The following is an 18,556-nucleotide window of genomic DNA, read 5'->3' on the forward strand; positions in this document are numbered from 1 at the left end:
GGCCTTATCCATTCGAAGAAAGGGACAAGCTGCGCGACGCCTTCGGGAACACGACCCGAATGCCTTTCGTCCCGGTCGAGTTCAAGGCCAGATTGCGCGCGATGCGGGGATTTTGCCAACTTTTCCGTTATCGGCGGCAGCCGGGCCGGGGCCGCCGCCCTCCGTTGCCTAGGTGTTCAGTCCCGGCATCTGGTGGATCGGGTTTAGGATGAATCTGTCTGGCTCTGATGTCCAGATCTTGCAGATGTATTCGTAGGGCGTGAGGCCGCCGAGGGTCTTGAGCCTACGCGCGAAGTTGTAGGCTGCCATGAAGTCGGCGAGATGCGTGCGGAGCTCGTCGTGGCTGGTGTAGTGAAAGCGTTTGACGGTGGCGTCCTTGATCGTGCGGTTCATCCGCTCGACCTGACCGTTGGTCCACGGGTGGTTGGGCTTCGTCAGGCGGTGCTCAATGCCGTTGGCCTCGCAGATCATGTCAAAGCGCATAGGTCTGGAATAGATGGTGTTCCGGTTCCGAGGCTGCTCGGCGAACTGAATACCGTTGTCGGTGAGGATGGTATGGACCTGATAGGGCACGGCTTCGAGCATGTGCTGCAGGAACTCCCAAGCTGTCTTCCTGTCCGCCTTGTCGACGAGCTGGGTCACGGCAAACTTGCTCGTGCGGTCAATGCCGACGAACAGGTAAAGCTTGCCTTCAGCAGTCTGCACCTCGGCGATGTCGATATGAAAGAAGCCGATAGGGTAGCGCTTGAACTTCGACCGTTTCGGCTTGTCGCCTTCCACGTCGGGCAGTCGAGAGATGCCGTGGCGCTGAAGGCACCGATGCAGCGCTGAGCGTGTCAGGTGTGGAATTGATGGCTGCAGGGCATAGAGGCAGTCGTCCAGCGGCAAAAGCGTGTGCAGCCTGAACGCGACGATGGCCGCCTCCTCGGCTTCTGTCAAAACCGTGGAGCGTGGCTCCTTCGGCCCTGTCTTGAGATCATCGACCGTCGCTCGCTTGCGCCACTTCGCCACTGTCTTGGGGTTAATGCCGAGCTCCCGGCTCAGCGTCGCGAGCGAAGCTTGCGATCGTTGTATTGCAGCTCTGACGGCGTGCGTGGTCGTGGCGCTCCCGTGACGAACCTGGCCCATAATGCTTCCCTCCATCCCTGAGAAAGGATCGCACCATCAAACCGTGGGATCAAACACCTAGGCCTCGACCTCGACCCGGCCCAGGGGATGGGAACAGCAGGCCAGGATATAGCCGTCGGCGATATCCTCGTCGCTGATGCCGCCGTTGTGGAGCATATGCACATCGCCCGAGATCTTGCGGATCTTGCAGGTGCCGCACAGTCCGAAGGTGCAGCCCGAGGGGATGTTCAGGCCCGACCGCCTGGCGACCGCCAGAACCGTGTCGGTTTCCGCGCAGGGGGTGGTGACGCCGCTGGCCGCGAAGGTGATCTGGGCTTTCGCGCCCTCCTCGGGGGCGACATCGTCGATCACCGGGGCGTCGGCCTCGGTCTTGATGGGGGCGCCGAAGCTTTCCTGGTGGTAATGGTCCATGTCGAAGCCCAGCGACACCAGCATGTCGCGGACCGACTGCATGAAGGGTTCGGGGCCGCAGCAGAACACCTCGCGGTCAAGATAGTCCGGCGCCATCAGCCCCAGCATGATCTGGTTCAGCCGCCCGCGATAGCCGTGCCAGGCGGTGAAGGGGTCGTTCTCCTCGACCGTGAAGCGCAGCTGCAAGCCGGGCACGCGGTCGGCGAACTGTTCCAGGCGGCGGCGGAAGATGATGTCGGACGGGCTGCGGGCGGCATGGACGAAGACGATGTCCGGCATCTCGCCCGAATCCCAGGCCCAGGTGGTCATCGACATCATCGGCGTGACGCCCGACCCGGCCGAGATGAACAGATGCTTCTTCGCCGGGTGCCGGTGGCTGGAAAAGATCCCCGACGGGCCGAAGGCCCTGATCCGCATCCCCGGCCGCAGGTGGTCCAGCATCCAGCGGGTCGCCAGCGACGCGCGCTGCGCCTTGACCGTGACCGAGATCGACAGCGGCCGCGACGGGCTGGAGCTGATCGTATAGGTCCGCTGCACGTTGCCGGACGGCAGGGGCAGGTCAAGGGTGATGAACTGCCCCGGCAGGTAATCGAACCACGCCCCCGACGGCGCCCGAAAGGTGAAGGTGGCGGCGTCCGCCGTTTCCGGCACCACCATCGCGCATTCCAGAGGCTCGTCGTCGGACCACGGCTCGGCGGCCCAGTGCAGGCGTGGTTTCGGCATCCCGCGCCTACTCCGCCGCGACGCTGGTCGGGCTCAGGCGGCGGGCCATCAGCCCGCAATACCAGTCGATCAGGTGGATGACGCCCGCTTCCTGGGTCGGCGAATAGGGGCCGGGCTGATAGGCGGGCGACAGGATCCCGCGCTGATTTTCCTCGACCACCCGGCGGTCCTCGTCATTGGTGGCCAGCCAGACCTCGGTCAGCTTTTGCAGGTCGTAATCCTGTCCCTCGACCGCGTCCTTATGGACCAGCCATTTGGTCGTGACCTCGGTTTCGGTGGGGCTGATCGGCAGGATGCGGAAGACGATGGCGTGATCGGGCAGGAAGTGGTTCCAGCTTGACGGGAAGTGATAGAACATCAGGCTGCCCGCGTCGTTCCAGGGGATCGTGCCCATGCGCCGCGCCACGGCGGCCTTGCCCGACATGGTGAAGCTTTCCTGGTTGTCCATCAGCGGCACCCGCGCCATGCGCCACTGCATGTCGGGCGCGTTGGTAAAGCGCGACGGCAGGTTCGCGGCATCGCAGCGCGCCCAGTGCGCGAGGATCTCGGGGCTGGCGGAATTCGGGCCTTCCATCACCGTCATCAGCGGATCGTCGGAATAGGTCCGGCACAGCGACGGGTGCGAGCCGCTGCAATGATAGCATTCGCGGTTGTTCTCCATCACCAGCTTCCAGTTGCCCTTCTCGACGATGGTCGAGGAGAAGGCGACCTTGCTGTCGGCCAGGCCCGAGGGCGCGACATAGCGCATCAGGCTGGCGGCCAGGTCGTTGATCGCGGGCGGGATCCGGGCCAGGCAGATGAACACCATGCCGCCCAGATCGACGCAATGGACCGGCTTCAGCCCGTATGTGCCGGCGTCGAAGCCCTCGCCCATGTCGCGGGCATACAGCAGCTTGCCGTCCAGGTCATAGGTCCACTGGTGATAGGGACAGACCAGCTTGGGGGTGCTGCCGTTGGTCTTGGGGCACAGCCGCTGGCCGCGATGGCGGCAGACGTTGTGGAAGGCGCGGATCCGGCCGTCGGCACCGCGCAGGACGATCACCGGATAGGCGCCCACGTTCAGCGTCACGAAATTGCCGGTCCTGGGGATCTCGCAGGCTGGGCCCGCGAACAACCATTCGCGATACCAGATGTGCTCAAGATCGTCCTGGAAGGCCTGTTCCGTGCAATAGAGGCCGCGGGGCAGGGCGAAGCCGGGGATGCGCTCGGCGATCAGGCTGGCGGTAAAGGTCGTGTTCATCTCTGGACCCGTCGAGGTGCTGGCTGCTATGGGGTCCAGATTAGCCCCATTGCGACCGGGACGTGGCAGATTTGCGACCCCAAAAAGCGCGATTGAGACATCGCCGCGCCGGCCGCGTTGTTTTGTCGCGGCAAGGACGCGGCAAGGACGCGGCAAGGCTGGCGGATGTCCGGGATGATGGCAATTCCGCGACACGTCGGTCCCGAATCGGCTGTCAAGATATTAACTAGATGTTGACGCTCATGCTGCATCCATGTCTATATGAAGTAGTCGTGACGCCCACCGGTTGTAGGGCTTGACCGGCAAGACATCACTGGCGGCGGGCGGGCCTTCGCGGCGCGGCGGGATTCGTTTCCGCCCCGCGGCCCGCCGCCGTCCACAAAGAAGGAGCAGAGGGCATGACCATCACCGTTTATTCCAAGCCGGCCTGCGTGCAATGCACCGCGACCACCCGCGCCCTCGATGCGCGCGGGCTGTCCTATGACGTGATCGACCTGACCGAGGACGAGGCCGCGATGGAACGGGTAATGGCGCTTGGCTATCGGCAGGCGCCGGTGGTGGTAGCGGGGGAATCGCATTGGGCGGGCTTTCGCCCCGACATGATCGGCCGCCTGGCCTGATTCCGCCATGCCTGGGCTGGTCTTCTTTTCCTCGGCCTCGGGCAACACGGCGCGCTTCGTCGCGCGCCTTGGCCTGCCCGCGCTGCGGATCCCGATCCGGCCCGCCGATCCGATGCCGGTGGTGGACGCGCCCTTCGTGCTGATCTGCCCCACCTATGCCGACGGGCAGGGGCGCGGCGCGGTCCCGAAGCAGGTGATCCACTTCCTGAACGATCCCCGCCGCCGCGCCCTGCTGCGCGGCGTCATCGGCGCGGGCAACCGCAATTTCGGCGCCACCTATGCGCTGTCGGCCCGCGTCATCGCGGAAAAATGCAATGTCCCCGTGCTGTGGCGATTCGAACTGGCGGGGACCGAGACTGACATTCAAAAGGTCCGCACGGGCCTGCATCAATTCCGGGGGTTGGAATGCTTGACGGTGTGAAACCGGATCTGGACTATCACGCGCTGAACGCGATGCTGAACCTGTATGACGCGGACGGGCGCATCCGGTTCGAGGCCGACCGCATGGCCGCGCGGCAGTATTTCCTGCAACATGTGAACCAGAACACCGTCTTCTTCCACAATCTGGACGAAAAGCTGCGCTATCTGGTGGACGAGGGCTATTACGAGCCCGAGGTGCTGGACCAGTATTCCAAGAATTTCCAGCGCGCCATCTGGGACGCCGCCTATGCGCGCAAGTTCCGCTTTCCGACCTTCCTGGGCGCGTTCAAGTATTACACCAGCTATACGCTGAAGACCCGCGACGGGCAGCGTTACCTGGAACGCTACGAGGACCGGGTGGTCATGGTCGCGCTGGCCCTGGCGCGCGGCGACGAGGCGCTGGCGATGCGCTTCATGGAGGAGATGCTGTCGGGCCGCTTCCAGCCCGCCACGCCGACCTTCCTGAACGCGGGCAAGAAATCGCGCGGAGAGCTGATTTCCTGCTTCCTGCTGCGGATCGAGGACAACATGGAGTCCATCGGCCGGTCGATCAACTCGGCCTTGCAACTGTCGAAACGCGGCGGCGGCGTCGCGTTGATGCTGACCAACCTGCGGGAAGCCGGGGCGCCGATCAAGGGGATCGAGAACCAGTCCTCGGGCGTCATCCCGGTGATGAAGCTGCTGGAGGACAGCTTCAGCTATGCCAATCAGCTTGGCGCGCGGCAGGGGGCGGGGGCGGTCTATCTGAATGCGCACCACCCCGACATCATGCGTTTCCTGGACACCAAGCGCGAGAACGCCGACGAGAAGATCCGCATCAAGACGCTGAGCCTCGGCGTGGTGATTCCCGACATAACCTTCGAGCTGGCGAAGAAGAACCAGGACATGTATCTGTTCTCGCCCCATGACGTGCAGAAGGTCTATGGCGTGCCCTTCGCGGAAATCTCGGTGACCGAGAAATATGCCGAGATGGTGGACGACAAGCGCATCAAGAAGCGCAAGATCAACGCCCGCGAGTTCTTCCAGACCATCGCCGAGATCCAGTTCGAATCCGGCTATCCCTATATCATGTTCGAGGACACGGTGAACCGGATGAACCCGGTTCATGGCCGCATCACCATGTCGAACCTGTGCAGCGAGATCCTGCAAGTGAACGAGGCGTCCGAGTTCAACGAGGATCTGAGCTATTCCCATCTGGGCACTGATATTTCATGCAATCTCGGCTCACTGAACATCGCGGCGACGATGGACGGCCCCGATTTCGGCGCCACCGTCGAGGCCGCGATCCGGGCGCTGACCGCCGTGTCGGAAATGTCGGCCATCGACGCCGTCCCCTCGATCCGGCGCGGCAATGACGAGGCGCATGCGGTGGGCCTGGGCCAGATGAACCTGCACGGGTTCCTGGCGCGCGAACGCATCCATTACGGATCGCCCGAGGGGGTGGAGTTCACGTCCGTCTATTTCGCCGCCGTGGCCTTCCACGCGATCCGCGCGTCGAACCTGCTGGCGCAGGAGAAGGGCAGCACCTTCAAGGATTTCGAGAAGTCGACATATGCGGACGGGTCGTTCTTCGACAAATACACGGATCGCGACTGGCTGCCGGTGCTGCCCGAGGTGGCGCGGGTCTTCGAGACCGTCACCCTGCCCACGCGCGACGACTGGGCGGCGCTGAAAGCCGATGTGATGGAGCACGGCCTCTATAACCGGAACCTTCAGGCGGTGCCGCCGACGGGGTCGATCAGCTATATCAACAATTCGACGTCTTCGATCCATCCCATTGTGTCCAAGATCGAAATCCGCAAGGAGGGCAAGATCGGCCGGGTGTATTATCCGGCGGCCTTCATGTCGAACGAGAACCTGGAATACTATCGCGACGCCTACGAGATCGGCCCCGAGGCGATCATCGACACCTATGCCGCCGCCACCGAGCATGTCGATCAGGGCCTGTCGCTGACGCTGTTCTTCCCGGCCGAGGCGACGACGCGGGACATCAACCGCGCGCAGATTTACGCGTGGAAGAAGGGCATCAAGACGATCTACTATATCCGCCTGCGCCAGACCGCGCTGGAAGGGACCGAGGTTCAGGGCTGCGTGTCCTGCACCCTGTAAGCAGAAGCCGGGGGCCAGCCCCCGGACCCCCGGGATATTTGGACCAAGATGAAAGAGAGGGGTTCTTCGGCTATGAAGGATCAGGTGATGCGGACGGTCGCGCGCGCGATCAACTGGAACCGTCTGGACGACGAGAAGGATCTGGAGGTCTGGAATCGGCTGACGGTGAACTTCTGGCTGCCGGAAAAGGTGCCGCTGTCCAATGACGTGCAAAGCTGGGCGACGCTGCGCCCCGAGGAACGGGAGTTGACGATCCGCGTCTTCACCGGGCTGACGCTGCTGGACACGGTGCAGAACACCATCGGCGCGCCCTCGATGATGCCGGATGCGATCACCCCGCACGAAGAAGCGGTGCTGTCCAACATCGCCTTCATGGAGGCGGTCCATGCGCGATCCTATAGCTCGATCTTCTCGACCCTGTGCCTGACCAAGGAGGTCGACGAGGCCTTCCGCTGGTCCGAGGAGAACCCGCATCTGCAAGGCAAGGCGCGGCTGATCCTGGACGAATACAAGGCGGGCAGCGATCCGCTGAAGCGCAAGGTCGCCTCGGTCTTCCTCGAAAGCTTCCTGTTCTATTCGGGCTTTTACCTGCCGATGTATTGGTCCAGCCGCGCCAAGCTGACCAACACCGCCGACCTGATCCGCCTGATCATCCGCGACGAGGCGGTGCATGGCTATTATATCGGCTACAAGTATCAGCGCGGGCTGGAACGGGTCAGCGAGGCGAAGCGGGCCGAGATGAAGGACTTCGCCTTCTCGCTGATCTTCGAGCTTTACGAGATCGAGCAGAACTATACCGCCGAGTTGTATGACGGCATCGGGCTGACCGAGGATGTGAAGGCCTTCCTGCATTACAACGCGAACAAGGCCTTGCAGAACCTTGGTTATGAAGCGCTTTTCCCGCCTCAGGTCTGCGAGGTGAACCCGGCGATCCTGGCGGCGCTGTCGCCGGACAGCGAGAACCACGATTTCTTCAGCGGGTCCGGGTCGTCCTATGTCATCGGCAAGGCCGTCGCGACCGAGGACGAGGACTGGGATTTCTGAAGCGCGCGCAGGACGGCGGGGATCATGTCCGGCAGATCGTCGGCGATCAGGCCGGGGCCGAAGGCGCGGGCGGCCTTGGCATGGATCAACGCGCCCAGGCTGGCGGCGTCCAGCGGCGGCAGGCCGCGCGCCAGAAGGCCGGTGATGATGCCTGACAGCACGTCGCCCGCGCCCGCGGTGGCAAGCCAGGGCACGTCGAAGGCGGAATGGATGACGGCGGGGCCGTCGGGGGCGGCGATGACGGTGTCGGGGCCTTTCAGCAGGACCACAGCGCCGCAACGGGCGGCGGCGTCGCGGGCGGCGTCCAGTTTGGAATAGGCGGGGCCTTGCAGGGGCGGGGCGTCCAGCCGTTCGGCGATGTCCGGGAACAGGCGGGCGAATTCGCCGCCATGCGGGGTCAGGACGCAGGTGTGGTGCAGGGCGGCCATCAGATCGGGGGCGCGCGACAGGGCCGTCAGGGCGTCGGCATCCAGGACGGCGGGGCGTCGCGCGCCCAGGGCCTCGGCCAGCAGGGCGGCGGCGCGGTCGATGCCGCAGCCCGGCCCGATGCAGAGCGCGTTGACGCGCTTGTCCCCCAGCACCTCTCGCAAGTCCTTGCCGTCATCCACCGCGCGCCGCATCAGCGCGTCGGGGCTGCCCGCATGGTCGGGCAAGGCGTCCCGCGTCGCGCCGACCGTGACCAGCCCCGCCCCGATCCGCAGCGCCGCGCGGGCGGACAGCCGTGCCGCGCCGCCCTTGGCGGGGCCTCCGGCGAGGATCAGGGCATGGCCGTGGCTGTATTTGTGGGATTGCGCAACGGAATGCTTGGCAAGTGCCGACATGCCGGGCGGTTGCCTCCGGTCATCGGGAATGTCGAACGGCGGCCAAAGGGTCTGCAAAGCCGCCGGGCGCAGACCGCGATCGGTCGGGTTGCGTTCCCTCCATGACCGCAGACCGATGTCGGCGATGACCAGATCGCCGCACAGGAGCGGGCCAAGGCCGATCAGATGGCCGGGCTTGGGGCTGTCGAAGGCCACCGTCAGCCTGGCGCCGCTGTCGAACCTGCCATGGGGCAGGGGCAACGGTCTTCCGCTGTCCAGGCAAAGCCCGCTGGGGCAGTCGATGGCGATAAGGCAAGGTTGATGACCTGACTCACCGCCAGGTCGGAAGAGTTGCGCAAGAAGGGCGGCGATCTCGCCTTCAGGCGGGCGGGTCAGGCCGGTGCCGAAGATCGCATCGACGTAAAGGTCGCTGTCGGCATCGCCGCGCAGCACGGCTTCGGTCAGCGGCGCGATCGGCCCGACCTCGCGCCACCGCCGCCGCGTCTCGGCCGCGTCCGGTCCCGGCATGTTGTCCATCCCCAGAACCCGCACCCGCCAGCCCGCCCGGTGCAGCAGTCGCGCCACCACATAACCATCGCCGCCGTTGTTGCCCGGACCGCACAGCACCGTCACCCGCCCCGGCCTGGGCCAGCGGAGGCGAATCTGCCCTGCCACGGCGCGGCCCGCCCGCTGCATCAACTCCAGCCCCGTCACCTCGCCGCTGGTCATCGCGGCGGATTCGATGGCGCGCATTTGGGCGGTCGTCAGGACTTCGGTGCCTGTCAGCATGGCGTCTGCCCTTTAATTCATCATCTAGCGCAAAAAACAGGCACAACCTCCCGGTCTGGGGGATTGCATCGGCAATCCGCGCTGCGCCCCGTTTACCCCTGCCATGAAACCCGCCAATCAGGCTTCAGACAAGCCGCGAGGAAGGATCATTGCGATGAAGAAGATCGAGGCGATCATCAAGCCGTTCAAGCTGGACGATGTGAAGGAGGCGCTTCAGGACGTGGGCGTGCAGGGTCTTTCCGTCACCGAGGTCAAGGGCTTCGGCCGCCAGAAGGGTCATACCGAGCTTTATCGCGGCGCGGAATACGTGGTCGATTTCCTGCCCAAGGTGAAGATCGAGATGGTGCTGCCCGACGATCAGGTCGAGGCAGCCATCGACGCCATCGTCGGCGCCGCCCGGACCGAGAAGATCGGCGACGGCAAGATCTTCGTCTCTCCGGTCGAGCAGGCGATCCGCATCCGCACCGGTGAGACCGGCGACGACGCCGTCTGACCCGGCAGGCGATCCCGCCATGACTTTCGTGCCCGGCGCCAGGACGTCCGGGCCGCAGCTACGCAGAAAGGGAAGAGATGAAAGTCAATGATGTCTTGGCTCTGCTGAAGGACGAGGAGGTCGCCTATGTCGATGTCCGCTTCACCGATCCCAAGGGCAAGCTTCAGCATGTGACGCTGGACGTGGATCTGATCGACGAGGATTTCTTCGAGGAAGGCTTCATGTTCGACGGATCGTCCATCGCCGGCTGGAAGTCGATCGACCAGTCCGACATGAAGCTGATCCCGGACCCGGCCTCGGCCTATCTGGATCCGTTCTATGCCGAAAAGACGCTGTGCGTGCATTGCAACGTGGTCGAACCCGACACCGGCGAGGCTTACAGCCGCGACCCGCGCGGCACCGCCGTCAAGGCCGAGGCCTATCTGAAATCGACCGGCATCGGCGACGCCTTCTATTGCGGCCCCGAGGCCGAGTTCTTCATCTTCGACGACGTGCGCTATTCGGTCACGCCGCAGAAGGTCAGCTTCCAGATCGATTCCGTCGATGCGGCCTGGAACACCGACACCGAATACGAGATGGGCAACCAGGGCCATCGCGCGGCCCACAAGGGCGGCTATTTCCCGGTCAACCCGATCGACGCGGGCCAGGACATCCGCGGCGAGATGCTGTCCACCATGAAGCGGATGGGCATGAAGGTCGACAAGCACCACCACGAGGTCGCCTCGGGCCAGCACGAGCTGGGGCTGATCTTCGGCGGGCTGACCGAACAGGCCGACAACATCCAGAAATACAAATACGTCATCCACAACGTCGCCCATGCCTATGGCAAGTCGGTGACCTTCATGCCCAAGCCCATGAAGGGCGACAACGGGTCGGGGATGCATGTCAACATGTCGATCTGGAAGGACGGCAAGCCGCTGTTCGCGGGCGACAAATATGCCGACCTGTCGCAAGAGGCGTTGTATTTCATCGGCGGCATCCTGAGGCACGCCAAGGCGCTGAACGCGCTGACCAACCCCTCCACGAACAGCTACAAGCGGCTGATCCCCGGCTTCGAGGCGCCGGTGCTGCGCGCCTATTCGGCCCGCAACCGCTCGGGCTGCGTGCGCATTCCCTGGACCGAATCGCCCAAGGCCAAGCGCGTCGAGGCGCGTTTCCCCGATCCGGCGGCCAACCCCTATCTGGCCTTCGCGGCGCTGCTGATGGCGGGGCTGGACGGGATCAAGAACCGGATCGACCCCGGCCCCGCCTCGGACAAGGATCTGTATGACCTGCCGCCCGAGGAACTGGCCGAGATCCCGACCGTCTGCGGGTCGCTGCGCGAGGCGCTGGAAGAGCTTGAAAAGGACATGGATTTCCTGCTGGCGGGCGATGTCTTCACCCGCGACCAGCTTGAATCCTATATCAAGCTGAAATGGGAAGAGGTCTATGCCTATGAACATACGCCCCATCCCATTGAATACGCGATGTATTACAGCTGCTGAAAAACCTGGGACAGTGATACGGAAGGGCGCCCCGCGGGGCGCCTTTCTTCATGGATCACGGCATCGGCTTTCATCATTCTTTAGTCCCGATGATCGCGTTGTGAGTTGACTGGGTCGGCGGCCTCTCCCGCGGCATTCTCCGTCCGAGGGTTGCGCCAGATTGGCTGGTGCCGAGCCTCAAGAATTGGGGGAGAGACCAGATGCAGGATAGCACGTTCGTGGGACTGGATGTCCACAAGGCAACGATTTCGGTTGCTATTGCGCAAGGGGAGCGTGGAGGCGAGGTTCGCCACTGGAGGAAAGATCCCGCACCGGCCTGACCATGTGCGCAAGCTGGTGGAAAAGCTGAGCAGCAGCGGATCGCGGCTTTATTTCTGCTATGAGGCGGGACCCTGTGGCTATGGTCTGCACCGCCAGCTTGTCGAACTGGAACAGGACTGCATCGTGGTTGCCCCGTCACTGATCCCGGTGAAAGCAGGAGACCGGGTGAAGACCGATCGTCGTGACGCGGTGATGCTGGCGAAGCTGCACCGGGCCGGAGAACTGACCTCGGTATGGGTGCCGGATGCGGCCTATGAGGCCATGCGTGACCTTGTCCGGGCGCGTGCCGCAATGCGGGTGCTGGGCAAGGCGCGGCAGCATCTTCAAGGTTTCCTGCTTCGCCACGGCCGCATCTATCCTGGCAAGAAGGGCTGGACCATTGCCTATCGGCGCTGGCTGACAACGGTGCATTTCCAACATCCGGCGCAGCAGATCGTGTTTCAGGACTATGTCGATGCCATTGCTGATGCCGAGGCGCGGGTCGAGCGCCTGACCGGGCAGATTGCGGAACTGCTGCCCGCCTGGAGCCTCGCGCCGGTCGTCGAGGCGGTGCAGGCGATGCGGGGTGTTGCGTTCATTGTCGCGGTGACGGTCGTCGCTGATGTTGGCGATTTTCAGCGCTTCGACAATCCGCGGCAGTTGATGGCCTATCTCGGGCTGTCACCCTCCGAACATTCCAGCGGCACCAGTGCTCGCCAGGGCGGGATTAGCAAGGCCGGCAGTGGGCTGGCACGCCGTGCCTTGATCGAAGGCGCATGGAGCTACCGGATGCAGGCGCGCGTCAGCCGCAAGCTGCACGATCGGCTCGAAGGCCTGCCCAAATCTGCGCGCGACATCGCCTGGAAAGGACAATTGCGGATGTCCGCGATCCGTCGCAAGTTGAAGGGCAGCGATGACGGTGATCGGCAGATGGTCCAGATCCTGGCCTGCGTGCCGGAGGACGGCCTTCAGGCTGTCGAGGCCGCTTGCCGCGAAGCGCTCGATCACGGCGTCCATTCCGCACCGGTCGTCATCAACATCCTCGCCCGCCAGCGCGACCCCGCGCCACCGCCCTTGCTGCTCACACAACCGCGCTGCGCCTGACCCATGAGCCCGTGGCCGACTGCGCGCGCTACGATAACCTCAGGAGGACAAGCCATTATGGAACGCACCCAAATCCTCGACCTGATGGGGACGCTGAAGCTTTACGGAATGCGCAGCGCCTATGACGAGGTCATGGCCGCCGGCATCAAGCGTCAGCACGAGCTGCCCCGGATCGTCGGCGATCTGCTGCAGTCGGAGATCGCGGAGAAGCTGGCACGATCCATCCGCTATCAGCTGACCGTCGCCAAACTACCTTTGGCGAAGGACATCGAGGAGTTCGACTTCATCGGCACGCCGATCAACGAGGGTCTGGTGCGCGACCTCAGCACCGGCAGCTTCGTCGCCGACCAGCGCAATGTCGTGCTGATCGGCGGCACCGGAACCGGCAAGACCCACCTCGCCATTGCCATAGCACGCGCCCTGATCCGGGGCGGCACCCGCGGACGCTTCTTCAACGTCGTCGACCTTGTGAACCGTCTGGAGACCGAGACACGTAGCGGCAAGCAGGGTCGCATGGCCGATTACCTGACGCGCCTCGACTTTGTCATCCTGGACGAACTGGGCTATCTGCCCTTCGCCCAATCCGGCGGTCAGCTGCTGTTCCACCTCATCAGCCGCCTCTACGAGCGCACTTCGATCATCGTCACCACGAACCTTGCCTTCGGGGAATGGCCGACTGTCTTCGGCGATGCAAAGATGACCACGGCGCTCCTCGATCGGCTGACCCATCATTGCGAGATCATCGAGACCGGCAACGAGTCCTGGCGCTTCAAGAACCGTGCATGACCGGGGCCTGACCCGCCTCCACCACTGGCCAGTTCCGTCGGCTCAGGCCCCCGCGCAAACTGCACAAGGGGGGGCAATTTTGGACGCCGATGAGGGGTCAGTTTTGCGTGCCGATTGACAGTGAGTCGGACAGGTTCAGAAATTTTAGGCTGCCCAGGTATTGTTTGATCAGCCAGGACACGGTGTCTGGCGCAGCTGTTGAAGCCGGAACCTTCGCCCCCTGCGTCGCTGCCTCGTAAGCTGCCAGAAACGCCGGGCTGCCATAGGGGCCGGGCAGGTTGCAGCGATAACCGCCACGCTCGAATTTCCAGTAAATCTTGCTCTTGACGATGTTCTTGCGAACGCCGGGGAATGGGTATGGTCACCATGACCATACCGTCCGTCCCTTGCGCGCGCGGGCGAATGCGGATCGGTTGATATGCTGATGGCAGATTGCTACATCTGGACTCAACGCAGAAAGGTCGATCCATGTCGCAGGCACCTATCAGGGTCAAAATCGGTTGGGACGACGAAGCGAGGGTCTGGGTCGCCACCAGCGATGACGTGGCGGGCCTTGCGGTCGAGGCCGACAGTCTGGACAAGGTGCATGGCACCGTCATGGCCGTGCTTTACGATCTGGTCGAACTGAACGGCTTCAAGCATGACGGTGACGATATTCCGGTCCACCTGATGACGGAAAAGCTGCTGAAAACCGCGCATCACGCCTGATCCATGGTCAAGGGCTATTACCGGGAACTGGTGGACCTGCTGCGCGCGGCTGGCTGCCGTTTCGTCAGGGCGGGCAAGGGCGATCACGAAATTTGGTTCAGCCCGATCACTGAAATCCACTTCACCGTCGATCACGGCTGCAAGTCTCGCCACCGCCAATGCTGCGTTGAAGCAGGCAGGCTTGCCCAAGCAGTTCTGAAAAGAAGCGAGGCCGGTGCGCCATCCCGACGCCCCCGGCCCCTGTCCCCGAACGCGGGGTGTCGCCCTTGCTCGGGCGAAGTGGCAAGCCCCGGACCTGTAAGCCGTGCCTGCCTGCGCCGCGCCCCCGAAGGAGTTGCAAAAGGGCCGCGCCTTGACGGGGTTTTCGGTCCCATGAACCAGGCACTCGCCGTCTGATCCCGGATGCTTCGCGGCGCAGATACAAGCGGGCCAAGACCTCGGTTGCCGCCGATCTGCCGATCCTGCCCGAACTGGCGGAGGAACTGGCGCGCGTCCCGACTGATCGCCTGCTGCTGATCACCCAGGACACGCGGCCGGTCGGCTACAAGCCCGAAACGCTCGGCAACTGGTTTCGCGACCGCTGCGCCGAGGCAAAAGTTCCCGGCTCATTGCATGGGCTGCGGAAAGCAGGTGCGACCCGACTGGCTGATGCCGGTGCGTCGAATTGGGAAATCGCTTCCTATCTGGCGCACAAGGACACCAAGCAGGCCGACACCTACACCAAGAAGGCGAACCGCTCGAAACTGGCAGACAGGGCATTCGCCAAACTGCAAACCATGTCCAACCTCTCTGCCACGTTGGACATGAAGGAGGCCAAAGTTGAACAATAACAATATTTTGGCAGAAGAAGTGGCAGCCCGTAGGGGAGTCGAACCCCTCTTTTCAGGTTGAAAACCTGACGTCCTAACCGATAGACGAACGGGCCACTTTTTGGCGCGGCCCGTCTTTCCGGGCGGCGTGGGGCGGTGTTTAGGCAAAGGCGCAGGGGGGCGCAAGCGGAAATTTCGGGTGCGGACAAAAATCTTCGCGGCACAGAAAAGGGCTGGGATCTCAGGCCAGGGCGGCGCGGTCGAAGGCGGTCAGAGACGCCGCGACGAAGGCCGCGCAGCGGCGGTCGGCCTCGTCCTCGGGGCCTTGTCCCCAGGGGCGGAAGCGCAGGCGGAAGGCGGCGAGGCGCGTCGCGGGTTCGGCCGGGGGATAGCCGATCCGGGTGAGGCTGTCCCCTAGCGGCAGGTCCGGTCCGCCGCCCCCCGTCAGGGCCAGCCCTTCGCGGGCCAGGCGCTGCCAGTCGAAGCGCGGGCCGGGGTCGATCTTGCGGCCGGGGGCCATGTCGGAATGGCCGATCACCCCTGCGGGACCGATCCCCCAGCGGGCCATGATGGCGCGCAGCAGCGCGGACACGCCATCCATCTGGCGCACCGGAAAGGGACGGTCGCCGGGATTGGCGATCTCGATGCCGATGCTGCGGGAGTTCACGTCGTCGCGGCCCTGCCAGGCGCCCGCGCCCGCGTGCCAGGCACGGCGATCCTCGGGGACCAGGGGTTCGGCGCGGCCGTCCTCGTGGACCAGCCAGTGGGCGCTGACCTCGGCCATGGGGTCGCACAGCCGGGCGCGGGCCTGGGCTGCATCCGCCATGCCGGTATAGTGCAGGACGATCAGTTCCGGGCGCTGACCGCGCCTTTCGCCGTGGTTGGGGCTGGGGAAAGCGGCGCTCACAGCGGCGGCTGGTCGCCCGTCCGCATCGAGGGGGGCACGATCACGACCGGCGCGTTCGGGCCGGGGGCGGGGGCAGCCGCGGGCTTGACCACCCGCACCTTGCCCACGCCCATGGTCGCGGGGACCGGCACCGGGTTGCGACCCGCGATATCGGCGCCGGTCGGGGCATAGAAGGGCCGCGCGACCGGGATGGTCTTGGGCGATTCCGCCCCCGTCACCAGGGCCGCTTCGCGCGTCGCGCGATATTCGCCATAGCGGGTCGGGGCGAAGTTGTAGTTGGGGTTCCAGCCCAGATGCTCGCCACCACAGCCGGCCAGGGCCAGCACCGAAAGGATCAGACAGCCGCGCATCATGCCTCCTGGATATGCCATTGACGCGACCCTACCACCAGCGATCGGGCTTGGCCACAAATCCCGCCGCGCGTTCCAGAACAAGGGCGTGGTTCAGCAGGTCGTCTTCCTGGAACGGACGCCCGAAGAGTTGCAGGCCCAGCGGCAGGCCCTGCTTGTCCAAGCCCACCGGGACCGCGATGCCGGGCAGCCCCGCAAGGTTCAGCGTCACCGTGAACACGTCGTTCAGATACATCTGCACCGGATCGCCGCTGTCCACCGACCCCAGGCCGAAGGCGGCGGATGGCGTGGTCGGCGCCAGGATCGCGTCGATGCCCTCGGCAAACGCGTTGTCGAAGTCGCGCTTGATCAGCGCGCGGACCTTGCGGGCGCGGTTGTAATAGGCGTCGTAAAAGCCCGCCGACAGCACATAGGTGCCGATCATCACGCGGCGCTGCACCTCGGGGCCGAAGCCCTCGGCGCGGGTCTTCTCGTACATTTCGACGATGCCGTCGCCCTGCCCCAGCCGGGCGCGGCGGCCGTAACGCACCCCGTCATAGCGCGCGAGGTTCGACGACGCCTCGGCGGGCGCGATGACGTAATAGGCGGGCAGCGCGTATTTCGTATGCGGCAGGCTGATCTCGACGATCTCGGCCCCGGCCTCGCGCAGCATCTCGGCGCCCTTCTGCCACAGCGCGTCGATTTCCACAGGCATCCCGTCCACGCGGTATTCGCGGGGGATGCCGATGCGCTTGCCGCGAATGTCGCCGGTCAGCGCAGCCTCGTAATCCGGGACCGGATGTTCGGCACTGGTCGAATCCTGCGGATCGACCGAGGCCATCGCGCCCAGCATGATCGCCGCGTCGCGCACGGTCTTGGTCATCGGCCCGGCCTGGTCCAGCGACGAGGCATAGGCGATCACCCCCCAGCGGCTGACCCGCCCATAGGTGGGTTTCAACCCGACGATGCCGGTGAAGGCGGCGGGCTGGCGGATGGATCCGCCGGTATCGGTTCCGGTCGCGGCCAGGCACAGATCCGCCGCCACCGCCGCTGCCGATCCGCCCGAACTGCCGCCCGGCGTCAACTGCCGGTCATCGACCTTCCAGGGGTTCACCGCCGGGCCATAGCAGCTGCTTTCGTTGGCCGAGCCCATGGCGAATTCGTCTTGGTTCAGCTTTCCCAGCAGCACCGCGCCGGCGTTCCACAGGTTCTGCGTCACGGTCGATTCATATTCCGGGCGGAAGCCTTCCAGGATGCGGCTGGCGGCCTGGCTGGGCACGCCCTTCACGCAGAACACGTCCTTGATGCCCAGCGGAATCCCGGTCAGCGAGGTGGCGTCGCCCGCCTTGATCCGCGCATCGGCGGCCTGCGCCATCTCGCGCGCCATGTCCGGCGTCTTGTGGACGAATGCGTTCAGCGCGCCCGCGCCTTCGATGGCGGTCAGGCAGGCTTCGGTCAGGTCCAGGGCGGTGGCGTCGCCCTTGCGCAGCGCGTCGCGCGCCTCGGCAATGGTCAGGCTGTTCAGATCGGTCATTCCACCACCTTCGGCACGGCAAAGAAGCCCTCGCGCGCGTCGGGGGCGTTGGAGAGGATCTTGTCGGCCATCTCGCCCGTGGTCACGACATCCTCGCGCCGCTTCAGGCGCATGGGGGTGACGCCGGTCATCGGCTCGACGCCGGTCACATCGACCTCGTTCAGCTGCTCCATGAAATGCAGGATGCCGTTCAGTTCGCGCGCCAGGGCGGGCAAAGCGGCGTCATCGACCGCGATGCGCGCCAGATGGGCGACCTTGCGGGCCTGATCCTCGGTGATCGACATGACGTTTCCTTTCGTTGGCCGGGGTTTACAGCCCCCGGCGCGCCCCTGCAAGAACCGCGCGCGACGCCGGTGGGGCGCGGGCGGAGGCGTCTTTCCTTGAAAGATCTTCGGATTTCCGTATATATCTGCGTATGACCCCGGATCCCGCGATGAATCCCGAAACCATGCGCGCCGCCGCCGAGCAGGCCAGCGGGCTGTTGAAGTCGCTTGGCAATCCGCACCGTCTGATGATCCTCTGCGCGCTGGCCCAGGACGAGAAATCCGTGGGCCAGCTTGCGGCCTTTCTGGGCATCCGCGATTCCACCGTGTCGCAGCACCTGGCGATCCTGCGCCGCGACCGGATCATCGCCGGGCGCCGCGACGGCCAGACGATCTGGTACCGGATCGACAACGACCCCGCGCGCCGGGTGATGCAGGTTCTGTATGACACCTTTTGCGGGCCGCGGGAGGGCCCGCCACCGGCTGCGGGCAGCCTGCGCCCAGGGGCTTGAACCGACGACCAGACCGGCGGCAAGGCCGTTCTCTGCCCTGACC

General features: G+C 64.7%; 18 protein-coding genes, 1 tRNA gene and 2 pseudogenes. 12 read left to right on the forward strand and 9 right to left on the reverse strand.

The window, feature by feature from the left end; translation table 11 throughout:
• Positions 1 to 168: 168 nt before the first annotated feature.
• From PXD02_RS04690 to PXD02_RS04700, 3 genes are read right to left on the reverse strand one after another with little or no spacing between them, the layout of a single operon-like run.
• Complete coding sequence (locus PXD02_RS04690; protein WP_275103905.1) at positions 169 to 1,128, reverse strand: IS481 family transposase; 960 nt, start codon at positions 1,126 to 1,128, stop codon at positions 169 to 171.
• A 57-nt stretch (positions 1,129 to 1,185) separates the two neighbouring features.
• The gene (locus PXD02_RS04695; RefSeq protein WP_275105761.1) at positions 1,186 to 2,262 is read right to left on the reverse strand and encodes an FAD-binding oxidoreductase; all 1,077 of its coding nucleotides are present in this window, start codon (positions 2,260 to 2,262) and stop codon (positions 1,186 to 1,188) included.
• 7 nt (positions 2,263 to 2,269) lie between these two features.
• Positions 2,270 to 3,502 (reverse strand): aromatic ring-hydroxylating oxygenase subunit alpha, encoded by a 1,233-nt coding sequence (locus PXD02_RS04700; RefSeq protein WP_275105762.1) that lies wholly within the window; start codon positions 3,500 to 3,502, stop codon positions 2,270 to 2,272.
• 398 nt (positions 3,503 to 3,900) lie between these two features.
• Between PXD02_RS04700 and nrdH the strand changes: the two genes are divergently transcribed.
• From nrdH to nrdF, 4 genes are all read left to right on the forward strand, one after another.
• On the forward strand, positions 3,901 to 4,122 hold the full coding sequence (gene nrdH / locus PXD02_RS04705; protein WP_275105763.1) for a glutaredoxin-like protein NrdH: 222 nt from the start codon (positions 3,901 to 3,903) through the stop codon (positions 4,120 to 4,122).
• 7 nt (positions 4,123 to 4,129) lie between these two features.
• Positions 4,130 to 4,543, forward strand: coding sequence for a class Ib ribonucleoside-diphosphate reductase assembly flavoprotein NrdI (gene nrdI / locus PXD02_RS04710; protein ID WP_275105764.1), 414 nt, complete (start codon positions 4,130 to 4,132; stop codon positions 4,541 to 4,543).
• Entirely contained in the window at positions 4,528 to 6,651 is a 2,124-nt protein-coding gene (gene nrdE / locus PXD02_RS04715) for a class 1b ribonucleoside-diphosphate reductase subunit alpha (protein ID WP_275105765.1), read from the forward strand. Before nrdI ends, nrdE begins: the two co-directional genes overlap by 16 nt.
• Before the next feature lie 87 nt (positions 6,652 to 6,738).
• Positions 6,739 to 7,695 carry a class 1b ribonucleoside-diphosphate reductase subunit beta gene (gene nrdF / locus PXD02_RS04720; protein WP_473092056.1) on the forward strand — a complete coding sequence of 319 codons (957 nt, stop codon included), beginning with the start codon at positions 6,739 to 6,741 and terminating at the stop codon, positions 7,693 to 7,695.
• Here nrdF and PXD02_RS04725 read toward each other — a convergent pair.
• Positions 7,644 to 9,284, reverse strand: a complete 1,641-nt coding sequence (locus PXD02_RS04725) for an NAD(P)H-hydrate dehydratase (protein WP_275105767.1) — start codon at positions 9,282 to 9,284, stop codon at positions 7,644 to 7,646. The two genes, nrdF and PXD02_RS04725, sit on opposite strands and share 52 nt — an antisense overlap.
• Positions 9,285 to 9,438: 154 nt before the next feature.
• Between PXD02_RS04725 and PXD02_RS04730 the strand changes: the two genes are divergently transcribed.
• The 7 genes and pseudogenes from PXD02_RS04730 to PXD02_RS04760 all read left to right on the forward strand — a co-directional run bounded on the left by PXD02_RS04730 (position 9,439) and on the right by PXD02_RS04760 (position 14,989).
• Positions 9,439 to 9,777, forward strand: a complete 339-nt coding sequence (locus PXD02_RS04730) for a P-II family nitrogen regulator (protein WP_275105768.1) — start codon at positions 9,439 to 9,441, stop codon at positions 9,775 to 9,777.
• A gap of 77 nt (positions 9,778 to 9,854) precedes the next feature.
• Complete coding sequence (glnA, locus tag PXD02_RS04735; RefSeq protein WP_275105769.1) at positions 9,855 to 11,261, forward strand: type I glutamate--ammonia ligase; 1,407 nt, start codon at positions 9,855 to 9,857, stop codon at positions 11,259 to 11,261.
• Between the two features lie 200 nt (positions 11,262 to 11,461).
• A pseudogene (locus PXD02_RS04740) lies at positions 11,462 to 12,464 on the forward strand (IS110 family RNA-guided transposase); the annotation flags it as partial.
• A pseudogene (locus PXD02_RS04745) lies at positions 12,447 to 12,790 on the forward strand (IS21 family transposase); the annotation flags it as partial. The pseudogenes PXD02_RS04740 and PXD02_RS04745, both read left to right, overlap by 18 nt.
• Complete coding sequence (gene istB, locus PXD02_RS04750; protein WP_275105770.1) at positions 12,723 to 13,451, forward strand: IS21-like element helper ATPase IstB; 729 nt, start codon at positions 12,723 to 12,725, stop codon at positions 13,449 to 13,451. The pseudogene PXD02_RS04745 and the gene istB, both read left to right, overlap by 68 nt.
• A 468-nt stretch (positions 13,452 to 13,919) precedes the next feature.
• Positions 13,920 to 14,159: a DUF1902 domain-containing protein gene (locus PXD02_RS04755; protein ID WP_275105771.1), complete on the forward strand. Its 240-nt coding sequence runs from the start codon at positions 13,920 to 13,922 to the stop codon at positions 14,157 to 14,159.
• A 608-nt stretch (positions 14,160 to 14,767) separates the two neighbouring features.
• Positions 14,768 to 14,989 carry a site-specific integrase gene (locus tag PXD02_RS04760; protein ID WP_275105772.1) on the forward strand — a complete coding sequence of 74 codons (222 nt, stop codon included), beginning with the start codon at positions 14,768 to 14,770 and terminating at the stop codon, positions 14,987 to 14,989.
• A gap of 20 nt (positions 14,990 to 15,009) precedes the next feature.
• On the opposite strand, the gene PXD02_RS04765 is transcribed toward PXD02_RS04760, so the two are convergent.
• The 5 genes from PXD02_RS04765 to gatC all read right to left on the reverse strand — a co-directional run bounded on the left by PXD02_RS04765 (position 15,010) and on the right by gatC (position 18,022).
• Positions 15,010 to 15,084, reverse strand: a tRNA-Glu gene (locus PXD02_RS04765).
• A 125-nt stretch (positions 15,085 to 15,209) separates the two neighbouring features.
• A complete protein-coding gene (locus PXD02_RS04770) occupies positions 15,210 to 15,875 on the reverse strand; it encodes an N-acetylmuramoyl-L-alanine amidase (protein ID WP_275105773.1) in 666 nt (221 codons plus the stop codon).
• Positions 15,872 to 16,228: a hypothetical protein gene (locus PXD02_RS04775; protein ID WP_275105774.1), complete on the reverse strand. Its 357-nt coding sequence runs from the start codon at positions 16,226 to 16,228 to the stop codon at positions 15,872 to 15,874. The genes PXD02_RS04770 and PXD02_RS04775 overlap by 4 nt, the downstream gene beginning before the upstream one ends.
• 28 nt (positions 16,229 to 16,256) lie before the next feature.
• A complete protein-coding gene (gatA, locus tag PXD02_RS04780) occupies positions 16,257 to 17,738 on the reverse strand; it encodes an Asp-tRNA(Asn)/Glu-tRNA(Gln) amidotransferase subunit GatA (RefSeq protein ID WP_275105775.1) in 1,482 nt (493 codons plus the stop codon).
• Positions 17,735 to 18,022 (reverse strand): Asp-tRNA(Asn)/Glu-tRNA(Gln) amidotransferase subunit GatC, encoded by a 288-nt coding sequence (gatC, locus tag PXD02_RS04785; RefSeq protein WP_275105776.1) that lies wholly within the window; start codon positions 18,020 to 18,022, stop codon positions 17,735 to 17,737. The genes gatA and gatC overlap by 4 nt, the downstream gene beginning before the upstream one ends.
• A 149-nt stretch (positions 18,023 to 18,171) precedes the next feature.
• Here gatC and PXD02_RS04790 point away from each other — a divergent pair, with 149 nt between their 5' ends.
• Positions 18,172 to 18,513, forward strand: a complete 342-nt coding sequence (locus tag PXD02_RS04790; RefSeq protein ID WP_275105777.1) for an ArsR/SmtB family transcription factor — start codon at positions 18,172 to 18,174, stop codon at positions 18,511 to 18,513.
• Positions 18,514 to 18,556: the final 43 nt, after the last annotated feature.

The sequence above is a fragment of the Paracoccus sp. S3-43 genome, from assembly GCF_029027965.1.
Classification (GTDB): domain Bacteria; phylum Pseudomonadota; class Alphaproteobacteria; order Rhodobacterales; family Rhodobacteraceae; genus Paracoccus.